A 16,222-nucleotide genomic window follows, 5' to 3' on the forward strand; every position below is an offset into this window, starting at 1 on the left:
GTCGCGGGCCTTTCAGCACACGGTTACAAAGTTGAGGTTACTGTCGCTTTCATGAGCATATTGATTCGAATTCTCGGGAAACTGGTGCGCTGGATCGCCTATGCGGTCGTGGCAATCCTCTTGCTCGCGATTGCGGCTGTGCTCGTCATCGGCCTGGTACCCTCCGCAACCGGCTACGCCGTCGATCAGATGGCGAAGATCGCCTCGACGCCGGATCGCACCATCGCGATCGCCGCGCCTTCAGGACTGTTGAACGGCAATCTGAGGGTCGGTTCGATCACTGTGTCCGACACGAAAGGCCCCTATGCCAAGGTGCAGAACCTTGCCATCGACTGGTCTCCGCTGTCCTTGCTGACCGGCACCTTCCATGCCGATCGCGTCGCAGCCGATGTCGTCGATTTCGAACGACTGCCGGTTTCGACGGCCGCGCCTGCACCGGCAACCGAGCCGGCAAGCTCCAGCGGTTTCTCCCTGCCCATCGCCATCGATATCGGGGCTATCGCCCTGCCTGATCTTCGCATCGGACAGGCCGTTGCCGGACAGGACTTCGTTCTCGCCGCCGACGGCAGCGTCAAGGCAAACAGCAGTAGTATGGGTCTGACACTCAATGCCTTCAGGCACGATGTGCCCGATGCCAAGCTTTCCGCCGATATCGCCTTTGCTCCGGCCGACAATCAGCTGAAACTGAAAACGCAGATTTCCGAGCCGCGCGACGGCATGCTGGCCGGGTTGCTGCACCTGCCGGGCGGACCCGCCGTCAACATCGACCTTTCCGGCGACGGCCCCCTCTCCAACTGGGCTGGCAAGCTGCAGGCGGCACTCGACGGTAAGCCGACAGTCGCCATCACCGGCCACCACAGCCTCTCGGCCGACGGCCTGCATCATATCGACGTCAAGGGCGGCGGCGATGTCGATTCGCTCCTGCCGCCGACCCTGCGTGCGCTCTTTGCCGGCCAGACGACAATCGATCTTTCGGCGGCCTTTGACGGCAAGGGCAAGATCGATATCCAGACCGGCAACCTCGCCACAGGCAGCGCCGTGCTTGCTGCATCGGGCACGCTCGATCCCGCCGGCAACAACAGCCTCAATGCCAATCTGATCGGCACTTCCGGTCCTGTCGACTTCCGCTGGCCGATGGAAAATGGCGAGGCCCGCGCCCTGATCTCGCGGGTCGACATCGCGCTGACGGGTGCGGCGCAATCGGTGAAAATCGATGCCAAGGCCGCACTTGACAGCGCCAGCACGCCGCAGGGCAACATCGGACAGATCAATCTCGGTGCCCGCAGCGATGCCTTCAATCTCACCGCCATGTCCGGCCCGCTGCAGCTTCGCCTGGTTGTCGGCCAGACAGCCTTCGTGAGCCCCGACCTCAATCGCCTGATCCGCGCGCCGATTGCCCTGACTGCGCCGCTTCAGCTCTCGCCCGATACGATCGGCTTCAACAATACAACATTGGAAAGCGCCAGCATCGGCGGCACCATCAACGGCAAATATACGCTGTCATCAAAGGCGCTCACGGGCAATTTCAAGCTCTTTGCCCTGCCAGGCGTTCTGCCGGATGGTGTCTCGAACAAGTTCGAAGGCACGATCTCCCTGGAAGGCCAGGTCGCCGGCACTGTGCCGACCAAGATGACGCTCTCCAATCTTGCGGTGAAATCCAATGTCGCCGAGATCAACGGCAATGTCGCGCTCAACGACCAATCGCTGACATCGGATCTATCCGGCAAGGTGCTCGACCTTTCCAAGCTCGTTCCGAATGCGCAGGGACAGGCCGATATCGGTCTCAAGGCCAAGGGTCCGCTCTCTGCACTCGGCATCGACGCGACCGTCAAGGCCGTCAATGTCAAGCTGGCGGGACGGCTGCTCGATACGCTCGATATCGGCGTGACCGGTACTGCCGACCCCAAAGCTCCGCAAGCAAAGGTTCAAGCAAGCGGTGCAATCGACGGCAAGCCGATCCGCATCACTGCCGACGCCGTTTCCAAGGATGGCCGCACAAGCATCCCGTCGCTGGCAGCCGAAATTGGCACCAACAAGCTGCAGGGCAAGCTGGATTTGTCGCCGAGCTTCGAGCCAACGGGTGCATTGACCTTCGATCTGCCAGATCTCAGTCTGCTGGCCGCCCTTGCCGGCCAAAAGGCCGAGGGCGACCTCAAGGGCTCGCTCGATATCGCCAGCGCCAACGGCAAGACCGGCCTGAAGGTCAACGCCAATGGTAATGGTATCCGCCGCGACGATCTCGTCATCAGCAAGCCGGCCGTAGCGCTTGCCGTCGACGATCTCAAGGCCTTCTCCGCCAATGGCAGCATCCGCGCCGATACGATTGCCTCGGGCGCCAACCGCATCGCCGATCTCAATCTGACCTTCACCCAGCAGGGCAGCCGCACGGATTTCGATCTGAAATCGGCTTATGACAACGCGCCGCTGACAACACGCGGCAGCGTTGAGACGGCTGGTGGCCAGACGACAGTTAATCTCGATTCCTTTGCCGGCGCACCGCGCACGATACCGGTGAAGCTTGCATCGCCAACAAAGATCGTCATCAAGGACGGCATCGCCTCGCTGAACGGCCTGACCCTTCAGACTGGTGGCGGTTCGGTGATTATTGATGGCACCGCCGGGCAGGCCCTGAACATCAATGCGAAGATCGCCAACCTGCCGGCGAGCCTTGCCAATGTCTTTGCGCCAACGCTTGCGGCGGAGGGCGTGATTTCGGGCACGGTGGCAGTCACCGGCAAGGCCGCCTCGCCCTCCGTCATCTTCCAGACCAACTGGTCGGGAGCGGCGACGAGCCAGACGAAATCCGCGGGCCTTGCCGCACTCGGCATCAAGGCCGACGGAAAATTTGCCGACAATGTCGTGACCATCAATACCAACCTGACCGGCCAAAGCGGCCTGGCGCTGAATGGCGGCGGCACTATCGCCATTGCTGGCAACAAGGCGATGGCGCTGAGGTTTTCCGGTAATCTGCCGTTCGACGCCTTGGCAGGCCAGCTGGCCGCCCAGGGCCTCGTCATGACAGGCACCGCCAAGATCGACATGCAGATCGGCGGCACGACGGCGGCACCCGCCATTACCGGCTCGATCACCACCGACAGCGCCAAGCTGGTCGATGTACGGCGAAACCTGACGCTCAACGGCCTTGCCGTGACCGTTACGCTCGACGGCAGGCAGGCGGTCATCTCGCGGCTGAGCGGCAACCTCACCAGCGGCGGCAGCATTTCCGGCAGCGGTACGGTCGGCATTGCTCCGGATAGCGGTTTCCCTGCCGATATCCAGATGAAGTTCAACAACGCGACCTATGTCGATGGAACCCTCGTCACCGCGATGGTCAACGGCACGCTCGGCATCAAGGGACCGCTGATGACCGCGCCGATGCTGACGGGCAATCTCCGGATCAGCAAGGCGTCCATCACCGTGCCGCAAAAGCTGCCGGCATCGCTGTCGGAGATCAACATCAAGCACAAGAATGCTCCGGCTGCGGTCAAGGCCCAGTTCAAGGATCAGAAGCCGGAGGCGCCCCGCAGCAAATCGGCGACTCTCGGCATCGATCTGCAGCTCGATGCTCCCTCGCAGATCTTCGTTCGTGGCCGCGGCATCGATGCCGAACTCGGCGGCAACATTACAGTTCGCGGCACGGCAGCCGAACCTGTGGTATCCGGCGGCTTCACCATGCGGCGTGGACGTCTGACCATTTTGAGCCGTCGGCTGGATTTCACCGATACCAGCAAGATCACCTTCGGCGGCGACCTGACCCCGGCGCTAAACATGGAAGCGACGTCGACGGCAGGCTCCACCACCATAACGGTCGATGTCACCGGCCTGGCGACCGACCCGCAGATCGGCTTCTCGTCTTCGCCGGCTTTGCCGCAGGACGAGGTTCTGGCGCAGCTGATCTTCGGTCAATCCATTTCGAAACTTTCCGCCATGCAGATCGCCCAGCTCGCCGATGCCGCCAGCCAGCTTGCCGGCGGACGCTCCACGTCGCTGTTCGAGGGGTTGCGCAGCCATCTCGGCGTCGATGATCTCGATATCTCGACGGATGCGAACGGCCAGGCACAGGTAGGCGCCGGCAAGTATATCAACAAGCGCACCTATATCGAGTTACAGCAGGGCGCCTCAAACAACACCAAGGCGATCATCAATTTCAATGTGGGTCGCGGCGTGAAGCTGCGCGGCGCGGCGGGATCTGACGGCGCCGGGGAAGCGGGCGTCGTCTACGAGCATGAATATTGAGGAACACTTCTTCCGCGAGAACAAGTTATTGCCGAGCACCTCGCCGCGGATGAAGCAGAGATATGCACCCTGTTGCGTAGCGCGAGCTCGCATGAAGATTGTCCACTGGCTTATCATTCTGCGCAATTGGATTGATCAATCTGTTGAAAGCCGGTTGATTCTGGACAATTTTCCATCTTTTTGCTGTCATCCAGACAATTGATAATGCGCGCCAACATAATTCAGGCCGGTCGGCCCTTCATGGACCCGATCTCATCTATGTCGTTGTTTTTACGCCTTTCCAGGCAAAAGCCGCTGCTGGCTTTTCCGGAATCGCTCTAACCCTCGGAGCAATGCCGATGAATACGCAATCCACGCCCGTTACCCTGATCGGCGTTCCCCTGGAAGAAGGATCCGGTCGCCGCGGCGCCGGCATGGGTCCGACGGCGCTCCGCATCGCCGGCATCGAAACCACGCTGACCGAACTTGGCCATCGCGTCACGGATAGCGGCGACCTGCATCCTGTTCCAGCAGCGGACCTGCCCGACCATCCCCACGCTCACAATCTGAAGATCGTCGGCGCCTTCACGCGCGCACTGGAGGCGAAGGTTTACGAAGTCGCATCGTCTGGTGGCTTCCCGCTGATCCTGGGCGGCGACCACAGCCTTTCCATGGGAAGCGTCTCCGGCATGGCCCGCCACGCGGCGGAAGTTGATCGCCCCCTCTTCGTGCTCTGGCTCGACGCTCACTCCGATTTCAATTCCCCCGCTACCTCGCCCTCAGGCAATATTCACGGCATGCCCGTTGCATTCTTCTGCGGCGAAGCCGAGATCGAGGGCGTTCTGCCGGCCGGGCGGCCGCTGGTCGATCCGACGAAGGTCTTCCAGGTCGGTATCCGCTCCGTCGATCCGCGTGAACGTGAGGAAATCCGCGAACACGGCGTCAACGTCTTCGACATGCGCTCCCTCGACGAGCAAGGCGTCGCCGCCATCATGCGCAAGGTGCTCGATACCGTCGGCGAAGCCAACGGCCTGCTGCATGTCAGCTTCGATGTCGATTTCCTCGATCCGGATATCGCACCGGGTGTCGGAACCACCGTGCCGGGCGGCGCGACCTATCGCGAAGCGCATCTCATCATGGAAATGCTCTCCGACAGCAACCTCGTCTCATCGCTCGACCTCGTGGAGCTCAACCCGTTCCTCGACGATCGCGGCAAGAGCGCCCGTGTTCTCGTGGAAATGGCGGCAAGCCTCTTCGGCCGGCGCATCTTCGACCGCCCGACACGAGCCGCTTAAAGGGGCTCCATTCCTTTCCGAGGCTCCCCCTTCCCGACATCATACCGCGTAAGACTATCCAGTCGAAACTGCTTGCATAGATTTAGGTTTAAGCAATGTTCTTGCTCTATCGTGCCAATAACACGTCGAATTGGGCGTGACGGTTCAATGGGAAGAGCGTTCATGGCCACGATCAATTCCACCAGCTTTAGCGGCGAAACTCTGGAGATCATTGCCTTCCGGCTGCATGATCAGGAATTCTGCGTCAAAACCACCACGATCCGCGAAATTCGCGGCTGGGCGCCATCGACGCCGATCCCGCATGCGCCGGCCGATGTCATCGGCGTCATGAACCTGCGCGGCTCGGTGATCCCGATCATCGACCTTGCCTACAAGCTCGGCATGCAGAGCACGGTCGCCAACGAGCGCAGCGCCATCGTCGTCGCCGAAGTGCATAGCATGGTCATCGGCATGCTGGTCGACCGCGTCTCCGATATCCTGACGATCGCCTCCAGTCAGGTACAGCCGGTTCCGGAAGTAACCGCCTCCTTCGATCGCGCCTATTGCGAAGGCATCATCGCCACGGAGAACGGAATGATCTGCTTCCTGAACCTCGCCAAGATGTTCAAGGAAAATGAAACAGACGAGCTCGCCGCTTAACTTCGCAGTATAGTCTTTCCAAAGAACCGCCGCCCTCCGCGGCGGTTTTTTATTTCCTCATAATTTTAGCTAATTATTTTTTATTTAAATTGTAATTTCTAATAAGCTAATTTTTACTCAAAATTAAAGGAAGAAACTCCATCATCGATTGTGAAGCGAGGAAAGAAAATACAATCTCTACATTCCGGCCACTCCGTGCGGAACGCCTCTCAGAGGCGTCTCGGCGAGCATAGTCGTCCGCTTCGATGTCATTCAATCGACGCTCGGCAGGCGCGAGCTTTCTAGGAGGGAATAGGAATGTTCAGTCTATCATCGGATGCCAGCCGCATTCTGTCCGCCATGTCCAAATCGCAGGCCATCATCGAGTTCGATCTCGAGGGTAAGGTTCTGACGGCAAACGAGAATTTCTGCCGCGCGCTGGGCTATGAGCTGAAGGAAATCATCGGAAACCATCACCGGATGTTCTGTGATCCCACCTATATCGCAACCCCGGCCTATCATGATTTCTGGGCGCGTCTCGGCAGTGGCGAATATGATGCCGGCACCTACAAGCGTCTTGCCAAGGGCAATCGCGAAGTCTGGATACAGGCTTCCTACAACCCTGTCTTCCGCAATGGTAAGCCGGTTAAAGTCGTAAAATTCGCAGTCGATGTCACCGACGCCAAGAAGAAGGCGATCGATGACGCGGGCAAGCTTGCGGCGCTCTCGCGCTCACAGGCCGTCATCGAATTCCTGCCGACCGGCGAAATCCTGACCGCGAACGAGAATTTCTGCAGCGCCATGGGCTATGCGCCCAGCGAGATCGTCGGCAGGCATCACAGCATTTTCTGCGACCCCGCCTATGCCCGCACCGAGGAATACAAGCGCTTCTGGCAGCGCCTGGCGCAGGGCGAGTTCATCGCCAACGAATTCGTCCGCTACGGCAAGGGCGGCAAGGAAATCTGGATCCAGGCGGCCTATAATCCCATCGTCGATGCTGATGGCAAAGTCTACAAAGTCGTGAAATTCGCGACGGATGTCACCTCCCGCATGAGCGCCATCAGCGAACTCGCCGGCGCACTCCGCAGCCTCTCGGAAGGCGATCTGACGAAAACGCTCGAACGCTCTTTCGTGCCTTCCATGGAGCAGCTTCGCCACGACTTCAACGCGACGATCGACAAGCTTTCCCAGACGCTCACCACCGTCGGTCACAATGCCAGCGCCATTGCCGCCGGCTCGCGCGAGCTTGGCGACTCGGCAGAAGCCTTCTCAAGACGCACGGAGCAACAGGCCGCCTCGGTGGAAGAGACGGCGGCGGCCCTGGAGGAAATCACCACCACGGTCGCCGATTCCAGTCAGCGTGCGGAAGAAGCCGGGCGTCTCGTTGCCGAAACCAAACGCGGCGCCGAAGAATCCGGCACGGTAGTCCGCAACGCCGTCGCCGCCATGGATCAGATCGAGAAATCCTCGCGTGAGATCACCAACATCATCGGCGTCATCGACGATATCGCTTTCCAGACCAACCTGCTGGCGCTGAATGCCGGTGTCGAGGCCGCACGTGCCGGCGAGGCCGGTAAGGGCTTCGCCGTTGTTGCACAGGAAGTGCGCGAACTGGCACAACGCTCGGCCAGCGCCGCCAAGGAGATCAAGGCGCTGATCACGACATCGAGCGAGCACGTCAGGAACGGTGTCGGCCTGGTCGGCCAGACGGGCAAGGCGCTGGAACAGATCGTCACCCAGGTTGCCGACATCAACACCAACGTCGCTGCCATCGTGAAGGCGTCGAAGGAACAGACGATCGGCCTTCGGGAAATCAATTCGGCGATCAATTCGCTGGATCAGACCACCCAGCAGAATGCTGCGATGGTCGAAGAGAGCACCGCCGCAAGCCTCAGGCTCGCCAATGAGGCGGACGCGCTGCATACGCTGCTTGCGCAATTCCGCCTCGCCGACTCGATGATCCGCCATATGGCCGTCCGCCGCGCCGCCTGATCGTAAAGCCCTGCTGAAAATCAAGAAGCCGCCTCGAATTTCGGAGCGGCTTTTTGGTCATTTAGAGGATCGTTTAGCCGAACAGAGCGTAGGTGCTCTTGATCGTCACCCAGACACCCCAGAGGAGCGGAATACCGACAAGCGCCCAGGCAATCAGCGCCTTGCCATCAAACCCACCCGTGCCGATGCCGAAAGAGCCGGTTGGGCCGGCATTGGCAGCAGCGGTCTTCGCCTGCAGCGCCGCGACCTCTTCATCCGACATGAACCATTTGTCCGAGAGCGGCTTGACCAGCGAATTGGCAATCAAGCCCAGAGCCAGCATGACCGCAAGAATATACATGGTGAAGGTGTAGAGCTGTGCGCCTTCCACGCCCGCTGCCTTCTGCGCCTCGCGGATATAGTTGACCACGACAGGCCCGATGATCCCGGCCGTCGCCCATGCCGTCAGCAGTCGGCCATGGATCGCGCCGACGAATTGCGTACCGAATATATCGGCGAGATAGGCGGGAACGGTCGCGAAACCGCCGCCATACATCGATAGGATGATGCAGAGCGCACCCACGAACAGCACCTTGCTATGAATGCCTGCCGCCCAGGGAGCCAGGACATAGAGTGCAATGCCGATCACGAAGAAACAATAATAGGTGTTCTTGCGGCCGATCCTGTCGGACAGCGACGCCCAGAAGAAGCGGCCGCCGATGTTGAAGAGTGACAGCAGACCGGCAAAACCGGCGGCGATGGCCGCCACCGCCGCGATCTGGTCCTTGCTGAGATCGGCGAATTTCAGGTCCGGCAGGCCGATCAAGGCGCCACCGAAGATTTCCTGCAGCATCGGGGAGGCCATGCCGATAACGCCGATACCGGCCGAGACGTTGAGACACAATACCGCCCAGATCAGCCAGAACTGCGGGGTTTTGTGGGCATTGCGAAGATGCACATGCTTTGTCGTGATCATCGAGCTCTTGGCGGCAGGGGCCGTCCAGCCCTCAGGACGCCAGCCGGCCGGCGGCAGACGATAGCCGAAGGCACCGCCCATCATGAAAACGAAATAGATCGCTGCCATGACGATGAAGGTCTGCCAGACACCGGCGGAGCCATCCATGCGAAAGTGGTTCATCAGCAGGCTCGCGAGCGGCGCGCCGATCATCGCGCCTCCGCCGAAGCCCATGATGGCCATGCCGGTCGCCATGCCGCGCCGGTCGGGAAACCATTTGATCAGCGTCGACACAGGCGAGATATAGCCGAGACCAAGCCCGATACCGCCGATGACGCCGGCGCCGATCCACATGATCCAGAGCTGATGGAAGATCACGCCGATCGCCGCAATCAGGATACCGCCACACCAGCAGCAGGCAGCAACCACGCCGGCCTTGCGCGGCCCCGCTTTCTCGAGCCACCCGCCCCAGATGGCGGCGGAAGAGCCGAGCAACACGAAGAAGAGCGTATAAATCCAGCCGAGATCGCTGACGCGCCAATCGCAGCTCGTGGTGAACAGGGCGGTCAGAAGATTGAGGTTTGCGCATTCCGCCGGAGCCGGCGCCGGGGTGCCGAGCGCCTTGGAGAGCGGCAGCCAGAACACACTGAAGCCATAGGCCATGCCGATGCAGAGATGGATCGCCAAAGCCGCCGGCGGCACGAGCCACCGGTTGAAGCCCGGCTTGGCGATAATGCGCTCGCGATCGAGCAGACCCGCCGTTGCCGTTCCTTGAGAAATATTCGTATCCGCAGCCGTCATGAACAACTCCTCCTTGCTTCAAATACCCCGCATTCTCCCCTCCGCAGGACTCGGATTCGAGGATGGAGTCTCCTCTCTCCATCCCAATGCATCATCAGTGCTAGTATTAAGCCGGCTTAATTTCTTCCGGCGGCGCGGGTCTGTGGATCAGCGAGGCTGCTTCCAAGACCAAAGGGCTGAGCCCGCTGTCTCCTTGATCGATGATCGTGAAAAGCTGGCGCCGCATGCGCGGCTCCCAGAATTTGTTGATGTGGGTGGCAACACCCTGTGCGGCTTCATTTGCCGGCTGCGTCTTGAAGAAGGTGGCGATCTGGTTCGCCATATAGATGAGCTTGGTTTCGGTCTTGCCGTGCGGCGTTTCCTCAGGCGACATCGGCGATGCTCCCCGTAATAATGCGATGCGGATGGGTGAAAATCTCGAAATCGTCGCCGCGCACCAGCGCCACCAGCGTCATGCCGGCCTCCTCGGCCGTGCGAATGGCGAGCGCCGTCGGCGCGGAGATGGCAACCAGCACGGAACTGCCCAGTATCGCCGCCTTCTGCACCATCTCGACGGACAGGCGGCTGGTGACGGCGACCACACCTTCCGCGCCCTTATGGTCGGAACGGATCACGGCACCGCAGAGCTTGTCAAGCGCATTGTGCCTTCCGACATCCTCGCGCACGGCAAGCAGCCCCTCGGACGGGATATAGAAGCCCGCACCATGCACAGCATGCGTCTCGCGATGCAGCGGCTGCGCATCGTTAAGCAGCGCGACCGCGCGGACGATGTCCTTTTGCGTCAACTTTAAAGCAACGTTCGAGACATCCGGTACCTTACGCACCGCCTGCTCGATCGATTCGATGCCGCAGAGGCCGCAGCCGACGGGGCCTGCCATATGGCGGCGGCGCAGCCGCAGTGCGTCGGCCACATCGTCGACCAGAGCGATCTGCACATCAATCCCCTGCTCGTCTTCGATCGGCTCGATCGCGGCGATCTCACTTATATCGGTGATGATGCCCTCGGTGAGGCTGAAGCCGACGCCGAAATCCTCGATATCGGCAGGTGTGCCCATCATCACCGCATGCGACGTGCCGCCATAGGAAAATGCGATCGGCACTTCCTCGGGGACGATGCGAGAGCCCGAGCGGACCAGGCCGTTGCGGCGGGCGGTTTCGGGGACGGTGGTGGTGGGGGTGAATTTGGTCATTGGATAGCCTTCCCTTCTCCCCAACGGGGAGAAGGTGGCGCGCAGCGTCGGATGAGGGGGGCAAGGAGCGATAGCTCCGCGTATCTCGAGCGCAAATGAAGAGCAGCTCCCCTCGCGCGGAGAGTCCCCTTCATCCGCCCTCCGGGCACCTTCTCCCCAAGGGGAGAAGGGGAAAACGCATGCATCGTCACTCCGCAGCCTCCATCTTCCCGACGATACGCCGCGACTGCCGGGCCTGCTCATCATACTCGACCTGCCACTGCGACGGGCCGTTTGACGGCGAGACCTGCACGGCCGTCACCTTGTATTCCGGGCAGTTCGTCGCCCAGTCGGTGTAATCGGTGGTGATGACGTTCGCCTGCGTATCCGGATGATGGAAGGTCGTGTAGACGACGCCGGGAGCGACGCGATCGGTGATCAAGGCTCTGAGCGTGGTGTCGCCGGAGCGGCTGCTGAGCCGGATCCAGTCGCCCTCGCGGATGCCGCGCTGTTCCGCATCGTGCGGATGGATTTCCAGGCGATCCTCGGCGTGCCAGACGACATTCTCGGTACGCCGCGTCTGGGCGCCGACATTGTACTGGCTGAGAATGCGCCCGGTGGTGAGCAGCAGCGGGAAACGTGGACCGGTGCGCTCGTCGGTCGGGACATATTCCGTGCGGATGAACTTGCCCTTGCCGCGCACGAAGCCATCGACATGCATGATCGGCGAGCCGAGCGGCGTCTTCTCGTTGCAGGGCCACTGCACCGAGCCCATCTTTTCCAGATAGTCGTAGGAGACGAGCGCGAAGCTCGGCGTTGTTGCGGCGATCTCGTCCATGATTTCGGACGGATGGCTATAGTTCCATCCGAGACCCATGGCCTGCGCCATCTTCTGCGTCACTTCCCAGTCGGCATAGCCGTTGCGCGGGGTCATGACCTTGCGAACGCGATTGATGCGGCGCTCGGCATTGGTGAAGGTGCCGTCCTTTTCGAGGAAAGTCGAGCCGGGTAGGAAAACATGCGCGTAGTTGGCCGTCTCGTTCAGGAAGAGGTCGTGAACGACGACACATTCCATCGCGGCAAGGCCGGCGGCAACATGCTTGGTATCCGGGTCGGACTGAAGGATATCCTCGCCCTGGATGTAGATGCCCTTGAACGTGCCATCGACCGCGGCATCAAGCATGTTCGGAATGCGCAGGCCGGGCTCATTGTTGAGCTTCACGCCCCAGAGCTTTTCGAAGATGTCGCGGGTCGCATCGTCGGAGATGTGGCGATAGCCCGGCAGCTCGTGCGGGAAGGAGCCCATATCGCAGGAGCCCTGCACATTGTTCTGGCCGCGCAGCGGGTTCACGCCCACGCCCGGACGGCCGATATTGCCGGTGACCATGGCGAGATTGGCGATCGCCATGACGGTGGTCGAGCCCTGGCTGTGCTCGGTGACGCCGAGGCCGTAATAGATCGCGCCGTTGCCGCCCTTGGCAAAGAGACGAGCGGCTTCGCGTACGAGTTCGGGAGAAACGCCCGTGTATTTTTCCGTTTCCTCCGGGCTGTGTTGCGGCTCGGAAACGAAGGCGGCCCAGTCCTCGAATTCGGACCAGTCGCAGCGTTCGCGGATGAACTTCTCGTCGAACAGGCCTTCGGTGACGATCACGTGCGCCAGTGCCGTCATTACGGCGACGTTGGTGCCGGGCTTCAGCGGCAGGTGATAGCTCGCCTCGACATGCGGCGTGCGCACCAGATCGATGCGGCGCGGGTCGATGACGATGAGCTTGGCGCCCTGGCGCAGCCGCTTCTTCAGCCGCGAGCCGAAGACCGGGTGACCATCCGTCGGATTGGCGCCAATGACGATGACGACATCAGAATGCTCGACGCTGTCGAAATTCTGCGTGCCGGCCGAGGTGCCGAAGGCCTGGCCGAGGCCGTAGCCGGTGGGAGAATGGCAGACGCGGGCGCAGGTATCGACATTGTTGTTGCCGAAGCCGGCGCGCACCAGCTTCTGCACCAGATAGGTTTCCTCATTGGTGCAGCGCGAGGAGGTGATGCCGCCGATGGAATCGCGGCCATACTGATATTGCAGCCGCTTGAACTCGGTGGCGATATGCGCAAAGGCCTCGTCCCAGGTCACCTCCCGCCAGGGATCCGTAACCTTCTCGCGGATCATCGGGTTGAGGATGCGGTCCTTATGGGTTGAATAGCCATAGGCGAAGCGGCCCTTGACGCAGGAATGACCACGATTGGCCTGGCCGTCTTTCCACGGCACCATGCGCACCAGCTCCTCGCCGCGCATTTCCGCCTTGAAGGAACAGCCGACGCCGCAATAGGCACAGGTGGTGACGACCGAGTGCTCCGGCTGGCCGATCGATATGACAGACTTTTCGGTCAGCGTCGCCGTCGGGCAGGCCTGCACGCAGGCGCCGCAGGAAACGCATTCCGAGTCGATGAAACTCTCATGCATTCCGGGTGAAACGCGCGAGCCGAAGCCACGGCCCTCGATGGTCAGAGCGAAAGTACCCTGCACTTCCTCGCAGGCTCGCACGCAGCGTGAGCAGACGATGCACTTCGACGGATCATAGGTGAAATAGGGGTTGGACTCGTCTTTCGGCATCCATTTCAGATTAATGTCGCCGTTGTTGCGCGCCTTGACGTGATTGTCGCCCTCATAGCCGTAGCGCACGTCGCGCAGACCGACGGCGCCCGCCATATCCTGCAGCTCGCAATCGCCATTGGCAGCGCAGGTCAGACAGTCGAGCGGATGGTCGGAAATATAGAGTTCCATCACGCCGCGGCGGATATCCTTCAGTCGGCCCGTCTGCGTGTGAACGACAAGGCCGGGGGCAACCGGCGTCGTGCATGAGGCCGGCGTGCCGTTACGGCCTTCGATCTCGACGAGACAGAGGCGGCAGGAGCCAAAGGCATCGACCATGTCGGTGGCGCAGAGCTTCGGGACCTGAATGCCTGCCTCCATCGAAGCACGCATGATCGAGGTGCCCTCGGGCACCGTGATCTGGCGGCCGTCGATGGTCAGCGTCACCATGGTTTCGGAGGTGGAGGCCGGCGTGCCGTAATCGATTTCTGGAACGAGGGACATGGATCTTACTCCGCCGCTTCAATCAAGGGAGCCGGAGAAAAATCCTCCGGGAAATGGGTCATCGCGCTCATCACGGGATAGGGCGTGAAGCCGCCGAGCGCGCAAAGCGAACCGAACTTCATCGTGTTGCAGAGATCGGCAAGCAGCACCCGGTTCTTCTCGGGCTCGATTCCTCTAGCGATCTTGTCGGCCGTCTCGACGCCGCGTGTCGAGCCGATGCGGCAGGGCGTGCACTTGCCGCAGCTTTCGACTGCGCAGAATTCCATCGCGAACCGCGCCTGCTTCAGCATGTCGGCGGTATCGTCGAAAACGACGATGCCGGCATGACCGATCAGGCCGTCCCTGGCTGCAAAGGCTTCATAGTCGAACGGCGTGTCGAACAGTGCGCGCGGGAAATAGGCGCCAAGCGGTCCACCCACCTGCACCGCCTTGACCGGCCGCCCCGTCGCCGTGCCGCCGCCGATCCTGTCGACGATATCGCCGAGCGAAAGGCCGAAGGCTGTCTCATAGAGACCGCCATGCTTGACGTTGCCGGCGATCTGCAGCGGGATCGTGCCGCGCGACCGGCCCATGCCGAAATCGCGGTAGAAGGCAGCACCCTTGTCCATGATGACGGGGACCGAGGCGAGCGAGATCACGTTGTTGATGACTGTGGGGCAGTTGAACAGGCCCTTATGCGCCGGCAGCGGCGGCTTGGCGCGCACGATGCCGCGCTTGCCTTCGAGGCTGTTCAGCAGCGCCGTCTCCTCGCCGCAGACATAGGCGCCCGCACCGGTGCGGATTTCCATGTCAAAGGCTTTGCCGGAACCGAGCACCGAAGCGCCGAGAATGCCGGCCTTGCGCGCAATTTCGACCGCTTCCGTCATGGCCGCGATAGCATGCGGATATTCCGAGCGCGTATAGACGAAGCCCTTTGTCGCGCCGGTCGCCAGCCCCGCGATCGCCATGCCTTCGATCAGCACGAAGGGGTCACCCTCCATGATCATCCGGTCGGCGAAAGTGCCGCTGTCGCCCTCGTCGGCGTTGCAGACGATATATTTGCGATCGCCCGGCGCATCGAGCACCGTCTTCCATTTGATGCCGGTCGGGAAGCCCGCACCGCCACGGCCGCGCAGGCCGGAATCGGTGACTTCCTTGACGATATCGCCAGCCGCCATGTCGATCGCGCGGCGCAGCCCCTTCAGGCCGCCATGGGCCTCATAATCCTCAAGCGAAAGCGGGTCGGTAATGCCACAGCGGGCAAAGGTTAGGCGGGTCTGCTCTTTCAGGAATGGGAGGCTTTCGACCTCCCCAAGACAGAGCGGATGCTCGCCGCCTTCGGCGAGCCCGGCGTCGAAGAGTGCGGGAACATCCTTGGCCTTCACCGGTCCATAGCCGATACGCTTGCCGCCAATCTCGACTTCGACCAGGGGCTCAAGCCAGAACATGCCGCGCGAGCCGTTGCGCACGATGCGCGCATCGAGCCCGCGTTTGGCGATTTCCAGCGCGACCGATTTCGCCACTTTCTCCGCACCGAGCGAAAGGGCGGCGGCATCGCGGGGAATATAGATGGTGAGCGTCATTGGCGCGCCTCCTTCACGAGGTCGTCCGCGCCCTCATCGTCGAGGCGGCCATAGAGTTCGCCGTCGAGCATCGCAGCCGGAGCGCAGGCGCAAAGCCCGAGACAGTAGACCGGTTCCAGCGTGACACTACCATCGAGCGTGGTCTGATGGAAATCAATGCCAAGCAGCCGCTTGATGCGCTCGGCAAGCGCATCGCCTCCCATCGACTGACAGGCCTCGGCACGACAGAGCTTCAGGACATGACGACCTGCCGGATGATCGCGATAGTCATGATAGAAGGTCATGACGCCATGCACTTCGGCGCGCGAAAGGTTCAGTGCCTTGGCGATCAGAGGCAACGCATCCTGCGGCACATAGCCGAATTCATCTTGAATCCCGTGCAGGATCGGCAAAAGCGGCCCCTCCATCGATTTCATGCTATCGATGATGGTGCCGGCGCGGGTCGCGACATCGCCCGCAGCCTGATTCAAACTCATTAGCAGCCTCCCGCGCATAGCTCCGAAGATCGAAGGCGAATCTTCAGAAAAGACCTATGCGGCATTTCCTCC

At 61.3% G+C, this 16,222-nt stretch carries 10 protein-coding genes; 4 read left to right on the top strand and 6 right to left on the bottom strand.

Going from position 1 to position 16,222, the window contains the following annotated elements:
* Positions 1 to 51 precede the first annotated feature (51 nt).
* From FHT73_RS22130 to FHT73_RS22145, 4 genes are all read left to right on the top strand, one after another.
* On the top strand, positions 52 to 4,236 hold the full coding sequence (locus tag FHT73_RS22130) for a translocation/assembly module TamB domain-containing protein (RefSeq protein ID WP_183714883.1): 4,185 nt from the start codon (positions 52 to 54) through the stop codon (positions 4,234 to 4,236).
* 338 nt (positions 4,237 to 4,574) lie between these two features.
* On the top strand, positions 4,575 to 5,510 hold the full coding sequence (gene rocF / locus FHT73_RS22135; protein ID WP_183714885.1) for an arginase: 936 nt from the start codon (positions 4,575 to 4,577) through the stop codon (positions 5,508 to 5,510).
* Positions 5,511 to 5,672: 162 nt separating this feature from the next.
* Positions 5,673 to 6,149 (top strand): chemotaxis protein CheW, encoded by a 477-nt coding sequence (locus FHT73_RS22140; protein ID WP_106999223.1) that lies wholly within the window; start codon positions 5,673 to 5,675, stop codon positions 6,147 to 6,149.
* Positions 6,150 to 6,446: 297 nt separating this feature from the next.
* On the top strand, positions 6,447 to 8,120 hold the full coding sequence (locus FHT73_RS22145) for a methyl-accepting chemotaxis protein (protein ID WP_183714887.1): 1,674 nt from the start codon (positions 6,447 to 6,449) through the stop codon (positions 8,118 to 8,120).
* Between the two features lie 73 nt (positions 8,121 to 8,193).
* Here FHT73_RS22145 and FHT73_RS22150 read toward each other — a convergent pair whose 3' ends face one another.
* The 6 genes from FHT73_RS22150 to FHT73_RS22175 form a co-directional block, all read right to left on the bottom strand.
* The gene (locus tag FHT73_RS22150; protein WP_183714889.1) at positions 8,194 to 9,855 is read right to left on the bottom strand and encodes an OFA family MFS transporter; all 1,662 of its coding nucleotides are present in this window, start codon (positions 9,853 to 9,855) and stop codon (positions 8,194 to 8,196) included.
* Positions 9,856 to 9,961: 106 nt separating this feature from the next.
* Positions 9,962 to 10,228 carry a formate dehydrogenase subunit delta gene (locus FHT73_RS22155; RefSeq protein WP_112607757.1) on the bottom strand — a complete coding sequence of 89 codons (267 nt, stop codon included), beginning with the start codon at positions 10,226 to 10,228 and terminating at the stop codon, positions 9,962 to 9,964.
* Complete coding sequence (fdhD, locus tag FHT73_RS22160; RefSeq protein WP_112607759.1) at positions 10,218 to 11,045, bottom strand: formate dehydrogenase accessory sulfurtransferase FdhD; 828 nt, start codon at positions 11,043 to 11,045, stop codon at positions 10,218 to 10,220. The genes FHT73_RS22155 and fdhD overlap by 11 nt, the downstream gene beginning before the upstream one ends.
* A gap of 187 nt (positions 11,046 to 11,232) precedes the next feature.
* On the bottom strand, positions 11,233 to 14,112 hold the full coding sequence (gene fdhF / locus FHT73_RS22165; RefSeq protein ID WP_183714891.1) for a formate dehydrogenase subunit alpha: 2,880 nt from the start codon (positions 14,110 to 14,112) through the stop codon (positions 11,233 to 11,235).
* A 5-nt stretch (positions 14,113 to 14,117) separates the two neighbouring features.
* Positions 14,118 to 15,674 carry an NADH-quinone oxidoreductase subunit NuoF gene (locus FHT73_RS22170; protein WP_183714893.1) on the bottom strand — a complete coding sequence of 519 codons (1,557 nt, stop codon included), beginning with the start codon at positions 15,672 to 15,674 and terminating at the stop codon, positions 14,118 to 14,120.
* Positions 15,671 to 16,150, bottom strand: coding sequence for a formate dehydrogenase subunit gamma (locus FHT73_RS22175; RefSeq protein ID WP_183714895.1), 480 nt, complete (start codon positions 16,148 to 16,150; stop codon positions 15,671 to 15,673). Before FHT73_RS22175 ends, FHT73_RS22170 begins: the two co-directional genes overlap by 4 nt.
* Positions 16,151 to 16,222: the final 72 nt, after the last annotated feature.

Source organism: Rhizobium sp. BK098, assembly GCF_014193155.1.
Lineage (GTDB): Bacteria > Pseudomonadota > Alphaproteobacteria > Rhizobiales > Rhizobiaceae > Rhizobium.

Bases quoted from the DNA above. Each gene is read 5' to 3' on its own strand.
- FHT73_RS22130 (WP_183714883.1), top strand. From the start codon at position 52: ATGAGCATATTGATTCGAATTCTCGGGAAACTGGTGCGCTGGATCGCC.
- rocF (WP_183714885.1), top strand. From the start codon at position 4,575: ATGAATACGCAATCCACGCCCGTTACCCTGATCGGCGTTCCCCTGGAA.
- FHT73_RS22140 (WP_106999223.1), top strand. From the start codon at position 5,673: ATGGCCACGATCAATTCCACCAGCTTTAGCGGCGAAACTCTGGAGATC.
- FHT73_RS22145 (WP_183714887.1), top strand. From the start codon at position 6,447: ATGTTCAGTCTATCATCGGATGCCAGCCGCATTCTGTCCGCCATGTCC.
- FHT73_RS22150 (WP_183714889.1), bottom strand. From the start codon at position 9,855: ATGACGGCTGCGGATACGAATATTTCTCAAGGAACGGCAACGGCGGGT.
- FHT73_RS22155 (WP_112607757.1), bottom strand. From the start codon at position 10,228: ATGTCGCCTGAGGAAACGCCGCACGGCAAGACCGAAACCAAGCTCATC.
- fdhD (WP_112607759.1), bottom strand. From the start codon at position 11,045: ATGACCAAATTCACCCCCACCACCACCGTCCCCGAAACCGCCCGCCGC.
- fdhF (WP_183714891.1), bottom strand. From the start codon at position 14,112: ATGTCCCTCGTTCCAGAAATCGATTACGGCACGCCGGCCTCCACCTCC.
- FHT73_RS22170 (WP_183714893.1), bottom strand. From the start codon at position 15,674: ATGACGCTCACCATCTATATTCCCCGCGATGCCGCCGCCCTTTCGCTC.
- FHT73_RS22175 (WP_183714895.1), bottom strand. From the start codon at position 16,150: ATGAGTTTGAATCAGGCTGCGGGCGATGTCGCGACCCGCGCCGGCACC.